The organism is Mesorhizobium sp. M0001, assembly GCF_040324255.1.
GTDB lineage: Bacteria > Pseudomonadota > Alphaproteobacteria > Rhizobiales > Rhizobiaceae > Mesorhizobium.
This window is the reverse complement of record NZ_JAMYVS010000005.1, coordinates 470,752-478,836: the sequence shown is the minus strand read 5'-3', so window position 1 is coordinate 478,836 and position 8,085 is coordinate 470,752. Positions and strand designations below refer to the sequence as shown.

Sequence of the window (8,085 nt, the reverse complement as noted above, 5' to 3'; positions counted from 1 at the left end):
TTCCCGCCGATACGGTCCTCAAGCTCTACCGCATGCGCTGGCGCATCGAACTCGCCTTCAAGCGCCTGAAGAGCCTGATCGGGCTGCGCTCTCCTCCCGCCAAAGACCCAAGGATCGCAAGGCCTTGGATCCTTGCACACTTCCTCATCGCGCTTGTGACCGAACCCCTCTCGCAGGAGTTGGGTGTCTCTCCCCCTTGAGCGACGGGCGCCCGCTGCTGTGGCGCGCCACCCGCCAGATCGTCGCCTCTCTGATCGCGACCATCTTTACTCAACCTTCCTTGGCGGCCCTGCGCCAAAATCTCCATGCCTTGCGATATCGCTGGCGCGAACCACCACGAAAGCGCAAATTTCAGTCCATGCCAAAGCTATCTTAGCGCCTATGCCCAAGTGGGGGGGATGCCCGGCAGGGCAGAGGGGGGGGCGCGAAGGATCGCGACCTCTCGATCTATTTTCTGACAAGAATCGCGGGATAAACGTGGCTGACACTGGCCGGTGCGTTGGCGGGACAGCGGCCCCCCTGCCGGCCATCTCCCCACGAGGGGGAGATTGGCTGCCCCCTCAATCCCCGCATACCCTAAAAGGCGTCCCCGTGTCCCACTCCGCGAAGGGCACGACCTGGCCTTCGACAGACACGATACTGTTCACCTTGCTGTCATCATCCTGCGTCTGCATACTTTTGCCCTTGCCGGTCAGCACGTCGTAGTCGCAGCTGCTGTAGACGACAACAGACTGGTATTTGTAATGGTCATAGGCAACGCCGGCGACGACGAAGGCTTCGTTGCGCCAGGCGATGGTCAGCGTCATGTCGGTCCGCTCGCCGGGGCCGATCAGCCCCGGCAGATAGATCTTGATCGAGCCGTTGGGCAGCAAGGTCAACTCCGGTTCGATGCCGGAGCCCTCATAATGCGGCTGGTCGTAGTCGTTCCATTCGCCGTAGACCTGCTCATGCACGACGCCGGCGGGTTTCAGAAAATTGTACTTTTTGTCCCTCAGGAAGAAATGCATGTCCATGGTATCGTCTTCGGGCTCGGTCTCGACGATCATCGCCAGATCGGCGGCGCCGTCGCCATTGAAGTCGCCGGTCAGCGCGGTGATGATTTTCTGGGTTTCGATCGGTTCGGCCAGTGCCGAGGCCGGCAGCAGAAGGATGAGGCCGAGTAACATCGCTCGCATGGCATTTCCCCCGAATTGCAGTCTGCCTTGCCCGGCTGACCAGCAGGAAACTGCCACGGGCGTCGGCTGCGGCGCAAGCCAGCGCGGAATAGTTAGGGATTATCGACGCAGCTGACGGAAACTGGCATCGACAGCCGATACAGCCGGCCCGGCAACAACGAGGTGATGATGGCGCCGTTCAAGGTCGATCCCGACAAGGTTCATGAATTCCCCGATCCCGACAGTTTTTACGCCTGGCTGCGCGAAAATCATGCCGGCGAGAGCGAGGTCTGGATCAAGGTCCACAAGGTCGGCTCGGGCCTCGCCTCGATCACGCCGAAGCAGGCCATCGACGTGGCGCTGTGCTTCGGCTGGATCGACGCGGTACGCAAAGGGCTCGACGACAAGAGCTTTCTGCAGCGCTACACGCCGCGCGGCAAGAAGAGCATCTGGAGCAAGATCAACATCGACAATGTTGCCCGCCTGGTCGCGGAGGGCCGCATGACCGAACACGGGCTGAAACAGGTCGAGGCGGCCAAGGCCGACGGCCGCTGGGACCGTGCCTATGGCTCAGCCATGGAAATCCCCGCCGATCTGCAGGCCGCCATCGATGCCGAGCCAAAGGCGAAAGAGATGCTGGCGAAGCTTTCCGCCCAAAACCGCTTCGCGCTCGCCTTCCGCACCCACAACATGAAGACGGAGGCGGGGCGCAAGAAGAAGATCGAGGCTTTCGTCGCGATGCTGAAGCGCGGCGAGACGATCTATCCGCAGAATCGGTGAGGCGTTCGCTCCTAGTCACTCATAAGCTAGCGCTTGAACACCCCCCTCTGGCCTGCCGGACATCTCCCCCGCAAGGGGGGAGATCAGCAGCTTCGCTGAGGGCGCCACCCTGCAACGTCGGCGACTGGCAACGGCGGCAGTGACAACCAATCTCCCCCCTTGAGGGGGAGATGTCCGGCAGGACAGAGGGGGGTGAAGGAACTCGGCCTCCAAGGCTTGTCGTTATGCCTGCACGCCATGCTGCGAAAATAGCATTCTCGCCTCGCGAAATGTGATGCTACGGTTCCCGGCGCACCCAGGGCGGAGGGGTTGCCAAGAGGAGAAGTGACGGGCGCTGGCCCGGATTCAGCGAGAACCGGACGGAACTGTTGAACCATTGCAAGGCCGCCGCGTTTCCCGGCGTCGGCCACAAGGGAGGAACCACCTGTGAAAGCATCCTATCTCGTCTCAGCCGCGCTGCTTGCGGCGACTGCGATGCCGGCGGCGGCCGGCGAAATTTCCGACGGCAAGGTCAAGATCGGCATCCTCAACGACCAGTCGGGCGTCTATGCCGATTTCGGCGGCAAATGGTCGGTCGAGGCCGCCAGGATGGCGGTCGAGGATTTTGGCGGCAAGGTGCAGGGCGCGCCAATCGAGATCGTCAACGCCGATCACCAGAACAAGCCCGACATTGCCTCCAACATTGCGCGCCAGTGGTACGACACCGAGCAGGTCGACGCGATCATGGAACTGACGACATCCTCGGTGGCGCTCGCCGTCCAGGGGTTGTCCAAGGAAAAGAAGAAGATCGACATCGTCACCGGAGCGGCATCGGCCGACCTGACCGGCAAGCAATGCTCGCCCTACGGTTTCCACTGGGCTTACGATACTCACTCGCAGGCGGTCGGCACCGGCGGCGCGCTGGTGCAGCAGGGCGGAGACAGCTGGTATTTCATCACCGTCGACTATGCCTTCGGCTATTCGCTGAAGGAGCAGACCTCAAAGGTTGTTGAGGCAAGCGGCGGCAAAGTGCTGGGCGAGGTGCGTTACCCCTTGGGATCGACGGATTATTCCTCCTTCCTGCTGCAGGCGCAGTCCTCCGGCGCCAAGGTTATCGGCCTTGCCAATGCTGGCCTCGACACCTCCAATACCATCAAGCAGGCGGCCGAGTTCGGCATCGTCGCCGGCGGCCAGCGGCTGGCAGCACTTCTGTTCACGCTTGCCGAGGTGCACGGCCTCGGACTGCAGGCGGCGCAGGGCGTGGTGCTCACCGAAGGGTTTTACTGGGACCGCGACGACAAGAGCCGCGACTTCGCCGGGCGCTTCTTCAAGCGCACCAACCGCATGCCCAACATGATCCAGGCCGGCACCTATTCGGCGGTGCTGCAATATCTCAAGGCCATCGACAAGGCCGGCACCGACGAGACCGAGGCGGTCGCCAAGCAACTCCATGAAATGCCCGTCGACGACATCATCAACGCCAACGGCAAGGTACAGGCCGACGGCTCGATGGTGCACGACATGTATCTCTACCAGGTCAAGAAGCCCGAGGAGTCGAAGAAGGACTGGGATTACTACACCTACCTTGCGACCATTCCGGGCGACAAGGCCTTCATCAAGGCCGAAGACAGCGGCTGCCCGCTCGTCACCAAGTGACGATGGTGCAAGCCGTGGCCGTCCAGCAGGACGGTGCCGAAATCCAGCCGCGGGTGGTGCTTTCCGCCCGCGGCCTGCGGCGCGACTTTGCCGGTTTCGTCGCCGTCAACAATGTCGACCTCGACGTCCATCACGGCCAGATCCATGCGCTGATCGGGCCGAACGGCGCCGGCAAGACGACGATCTTCAACCTCTTGACCAAGTTCCTGCAGCCGAGCAGCGGTAGGATCAAACTGTTGGGCAACGACATCACCCGCACCGCGCCGGCCAGGGTGGCCCGCATGGGTCTCGTCCGCTCGTTCCAGATATCGGCGATCTTTCCGCATCTGAGCGTGCTCGACAATGTCCGCGTCGCCTTGCAGCGGCCGAGCGGGCTCGGCTTCCAGTTCTGGCGCTCGCTGGCCGCGCTTGACCAACTGACTCCACGGGCGCGCGAACTGCTTGCCGTCGTCGGTCTCGACGATGTCGCGCATCGTCCGGCCGGCGATCTCTCCTATGGCAGGAAGCGCGTGCTCGAGATCGCCACCACGCTGGCGCTCGACCCGAAAGTGCTGCTGCTCGACGAGCCGATGGCCGGCATGGGGCACGAGGATGTCGGTGTCATTTCCGGCATCATCCGCTCGCTGGCAACGGACCGCGCCGTGCTGATGGTCGAGCACAATCTCACCGTCGTCGCCGACCTCTGCGACTGGATCACCGTCATGCAGCGCGGCCAGGTGCTCGCCGCCGGCGACTACGCGACGGTGAGCAACGATGAGCGCGTCAGGGTCGCCTACATGGGGACCGAGCAGGGGGACCGAGCATGAGTGAGCCGCTGCTTGCCGTGCGCGATCTCCATGCCTGGTATGGCGAGGGCCATGCGCTGCATGGCGTCAACCTCGACGTTTTTCGCGGTGAGACCGTGACGCTGCTCGGCCGCAACGGCGTCGGCAAGACCACAACGCTGCGCGCCATCATGGGGCTGGTCCGCAAGCGCAGCGGCAGCGTCGCGTTCGACGGCAGCGACCTGATGCGCCTGCCGCTGCATCGTGTTGCCCATCGCGGCATCGGCTTCGTGCCGGAGGAGCGCGGCATCTTCGCCACGCTCACCGTCGACGAAAACCTGATCCTGCCGCCGGTGGTGGCCAAGGGCGGCATGAGCGTCGAGGAAATCTTCGATCTCTTTCCCAACCTCAAGGAGCGCCGCAACAGCCCCGGCACCAAACTCTCCGGCGGCGAACAGCAGATGCTGGCCATGGCCCGCATCCTGCGGACGGGCGTGCAGATGCTGCTGCTCGACGAGCCGACCGAGGGCCTGGCGCCGGTCATCGTCCAGCGCATCGGCGAACTGCTGGCGACCTTGAAAAAGCGCGGCATGACCATCCTGCTCGTCGAGCAGAATTTCCGCTTCGCCGCGCGCATCGCCGACCGCTTCTACCTGATGGAGCATGGCAAGGTGGTGGAGGGTTTTGCCGCAAGCGAGCTTGCCGCTCACACGCAACAGCTGCACGAGGTGTTGGGGGTATGATGACGACAGCCCACGGCAGTACCCCCACCCCGCTGCTGCGCAGCGACCCTCCCCACAAGGGGGAGGGTGGAGGGCCACCGCCCTACCTCCCCCTTGTAGGGAGGTCGGACCGAAGGTCCGGGTGGGGGTACGTGCCGCACAGACGCATCCCGCTTGCAACACCCTCGGTGACGCCATGACCATGATCTTCGGCATCCCCGTCCAGGCCTTGCTCGGCCAGATGCTGGTCGGGCTGATCAACGGCTCCTTCTACGCCATGCTGAGCCTCGGCCTGGCCGTCATCTTCGGCCTGCTGCGGATCATCAATTTCGCCCATGGCGCACTCTATATGCTCGGCGCCTTCATCGGTTACCTGCTGCTCGTCCATCTCGGCATCGGCTACTGGCCGGCGCTGCTCCTGGTTCCGCTCATCGTCGGCGTCTTCGGCATGGCGGTCGAGCGCGTGGCGCTGTCGCGGCTCTACCGCCTGGATCCGCTCTACGGGCTGCTGTTCACCTTCGGACTGGCGCTGGTCATCGAAGGCGTGTTCCGTTTCTACTACGGTGTGTCAGGCAACCCATATGCCGTTCCGGCGCAGCTTGCCGGCGGCACCAATCTCGGCTTCATGTTCCTGCCCAACTATCGCGGCTGGGTGGTGGTGGCCTCGCTCATTATCTGCATCGGCACCTGGCTCCTGATCGAAAAGACCAGGCTCGGCTCCTATCTGCGCGCCGCGACCGAAAATCCCGAGCTGGTGCAGGCCTTCGGCGTCAACGTGCCGCTGCTGCTGACGCTCACCTATGGGCTCGGCGCGGCGCTCGCCGGCCTTGCCGGTATTCTCGCCGCGCCCGTCTACCAGGTCAGTCCGCTGATGGGCTCCGATATCATCATCGTCGTCTTTGCCGTCGTCGTGGTCGGCGGCATGGGTTCGATCCTCGGGGCCATCGTCACCGGCTATATGCTTGGCCTCGCCGAGGGCCTGACCAAGGTGTTCTATCCCGAGGCGTCGAACCTCGTCGTCTTCGTCATCATGGCGGTCGTGCTGCTCCTGCGCCCCGCCGGCCTGTTCGGAAGGGACGCCTGAGATGAGCGAGGCAACCCTTCACCAACAGCGCACCGCCGCCTCCGTGCGGCTGGAGCGGGTATTGCTGGCATTGGCCATACTGGCGCTGATAGCCGCGCCCTTCTTCGTCTATCCGATCTTCCTGATGAAGATGCTGTGCTTCGCGCTGTTTGCCTGCGCCTTCAACCTGCTACTCGGCTACACCGGGCTGTTGTCGTTCGGCCACGCCACCTTCTACGGCGCCGCCGCCTATTTCTGCGCCTACGCCGTCAAGGCATGGGGCTGGCCGCCCGAGGCCGGCATCCTGCTCGGCACCGCCGGAGCGGCCGTGCTCGGCCTGGTCATGGGCTTCCTCGCCATCCGCCGGCAAGGCATCTATTTCTCGATGATCACGCTGGCGCTGGCGCAGATGTTTTATTTCTTCTGTGTCCAGGCGCCGTTCACCGAAGGCGAGGACGGCATACAGGGCGTGCCGCGCGGGCATCTGTTCGGCATCGTCGATCTCAACGTCACGCTCAACATGTATTTCGTCGTGCTTGCCGTCTTCCTCATCGGCGTCTTCGCCGTCTGGCGCATCGTCAACTCGCCCTTCGGCATGATCCTGCGTTCGATCCGCGAGAACGAGAACCGCGCCATCTCGCTGGGCTATTCGGTCGGCCGCTACAAGCTCGCCGCCTTCGTCATGTCGGCAGCCCTTGCCGGGCTTGCCGGCGCGACCAAGGCGATCGTCTTCCAGTTCGCGACGCTGACCGACGTCACCTGGCAGATGTCGGGCGAGGTGATCCTGATGACGCTGCTCGGCGGCATCGGCACCATGGTCGGTCCTGTCGTCGGCGCCGGCCTCGTCGTCGGCCTGGAAAACACGCTCGCCACCTCAGGCTTCCCGGTGACCATCGCCACCGGCCTGATCTTCATGATCTGCGTGCTGGTCTTTCGCCGCGGCATCGTCGGCGAGATTTACGCGCGCTGGCTGGCGCCGGCCAACGGCGAGGCGGGCCGCGATCAATAGGTGATGGTCACCACCACCGTGTCGGTGTAGACGCCGGCCGAGGGCGTCGTCTGCGGCGGCACGCGGCCATAGACGGTGAGCGCCTGGGCCGTACCGGTTCCGGTGCCGGCCACCGTGCTTCCCGGCGTTCCGGCGTCACCCCAAGGCTGCGAGCGCGCCAGATCCTTGTAGAGGCCGTAGGTGATCCTCTCGGCGCCCTTCGACATCTTGCGATTGGTCGGTGTGCCCCCTGTCGTGCCGCCATTGAGGGAAACCGTGTACGCGGTCGACGGGGTGCAGGTGACCGTAACCTGGCCGGTGGCATCGGCATTGGCGTCGAGCACGCCCTTGGAGCCGAAATCGATGTTCTGGGTGGCGACCAGGCAGTTTGCCGCGACCGTGGCGTTGATGGTGAAGGTCGGACTGGTGCCCAAGTTGCCCGCGCCGGTGTTGCAGCTGCTGCTCAACAGGGTTGTCCGGGAGCGGAACTCGAGTTGCCCGCCCGAAAATGTCGACAGATAAGTGCCCGGCGGAACGGTCGCCTGGCCGCCGGGAACCCGGCCATAGAGCGTCAGGGTGTCGATTGAGTTGCCGAAGAGATTGGGGCTCAGCAGCAGCGGTGGCGGGCGCGAGGCATAGGCCCAGTTATAGGTGCCCCAGACAACGCTCATTGCGGGGTCCGAATAGAGTTGATAGTTGAGGCTGTTGACGCCGCTCGCCATCTGCCGGGCCGCCGCCGAGGTTGCACCGCCGGTGCCGGCGGCAATATGCGGACAGACCAGGACGGGCAGCAGCAATGGCAAACTGCCGCTGCAAGTCGCGGTGAAGGTGGCTGTCGATGTCGCCGCGGTGCCCGACAGCGTGTCGATGAGGCCGAAATTCAAACTGGTGACGGTGTAACTGCAGCTCTGCGCCCGGGCGAGCGACGGGAGCAGCACCAGCAGCAGGGCGATGATTACGGCGCGCAGCATTTTTCCTC

At 63.9% G+C, this 8,085-nt stretch carries 9 protein-coding genes; 7 read left to right on the top strand and 2 right to left on the bottom strand.

Annotated elements, in window-relative coordinates; translation table 11 throughout:
- Positions 1-200: transposase (locus NKK50_RS17960; RefSeq protein WP_352543716.1), on the top strand; the 200-nt coding region annotated here is incomplete at its 5' end.
- Positions 201-560: 360 nt separating this feature from the next.
- On the opposite strand, the gene NKK50_RS17955 is transcribed toward NKK50_RS17960, so the two are convergent.
- On the bottom strand, positions 561-1,175 hold the full coding sequence (locus NKK50_RS17955) for a hypothetical protein (protein ID WP_023730413.1): 615 nt from the start codon (positions 1,173-1,175) through the stop codon (positions 561-563).
- Positions 1,176-1,343: 168 nt separating this feature from the next.
- Here NKK50_RS17955 and NKK50_RS17950 point away from each other — a divergent pair, with 168 nt between their 5' ends.
- From NKK50_RS17950 to NKK50_RS17925, 6 genes are all read left to right on the top strand, one after another.
- Positions 1,344-1,934, top strand: a complete 591-nt coding sequence (locus NKK50_RS17950) for a YdeI/OmpD-associated family protein (RefSeq protein WP_031262508.1) — start codon at positions 1,344-1,346, stop codon at positions 1,932-1,934.
- A 426-nt stretch (positions 1,935-2,360) separates the two neighbouring features.
- The gene (locus tag NKK50_RS17945) at positions 2,361-3,569 is read left to right on the top strand and encodes an ABC transporter substrate-binding protein (RefSeq protein ID WP_023689847.1); all 1,209 of its coding nucleotides are present in this window, start codon (positions 2,361-2,363) and stop codon (positions 3,567-3,569) included.
- 2 nt (positions 3,570-3,571) lie between these two features.
- Positions 3,572-4,375 carry an ABC transporter ATP-binding protein gene (locus NKK50_RS17940; RefSeq protein WP_352792485.1) on the top strand — a complete coding sequence of 268 codons (804 nt, stop codon included), beginning with the start codon at positions 3,572-3,574 and terminating at the stop codon, positions 4,373-4,375.
- Positions 4,372-5,076, top strand: coding sequence for an ABC transporter ATP-binding protein (locus NKK50_RS17935; RefSeq protein WP_023827211.1), 705 nt, complete (start codon positions 4,372-4,374; stop codon positions 5,074-5,076). Before NKK50_RS17940 ends, NKK50_RS17935 begins: the two co-directional genes overlap by 4 nt.
- Before the next feature lie 175 nt (positions 5,077-5,251).
- Entirely contained in the window at positions 5,252-6,139 is an 888-nt protein-coding gene (locus tag NKK50_RS17930) for a branched-chain amino acid ABC transporter permease (protein WP_023671423.1), read from the top strand.
- 1 nt (position 6,140) lies between these two features.
- Positions 6,141-7,127, top strand: coding sequence for a branched-chain amino acid ABC transporter permease (locus NKK50_RS17925; protein ID WP_023747796.1), 987 nt, complete (start codon positions 6,141-6,143; stop codon positions 7,125-7,127).
- Here the strand turns inward: NKK50_RS17925 and NKK50_RS17920 are convergent.
- Positions 7,121-8,077: a Csu type fimbrial protein gene (locus NKK50_RS17920; RefSeq protein ID WP_023712558.1), complete on the bottom strand. Its 957-nt coding sequence runs from the start codon at positions 8,075-8,077 to the stop codon at positions 7,121-7,123. The genes NKK50_RS17925 and NKK50_RS17920 overlap by 7 nt on opposite strands.
- Positions 8,078-8,085: the final 8 nt, after the last annotated feature.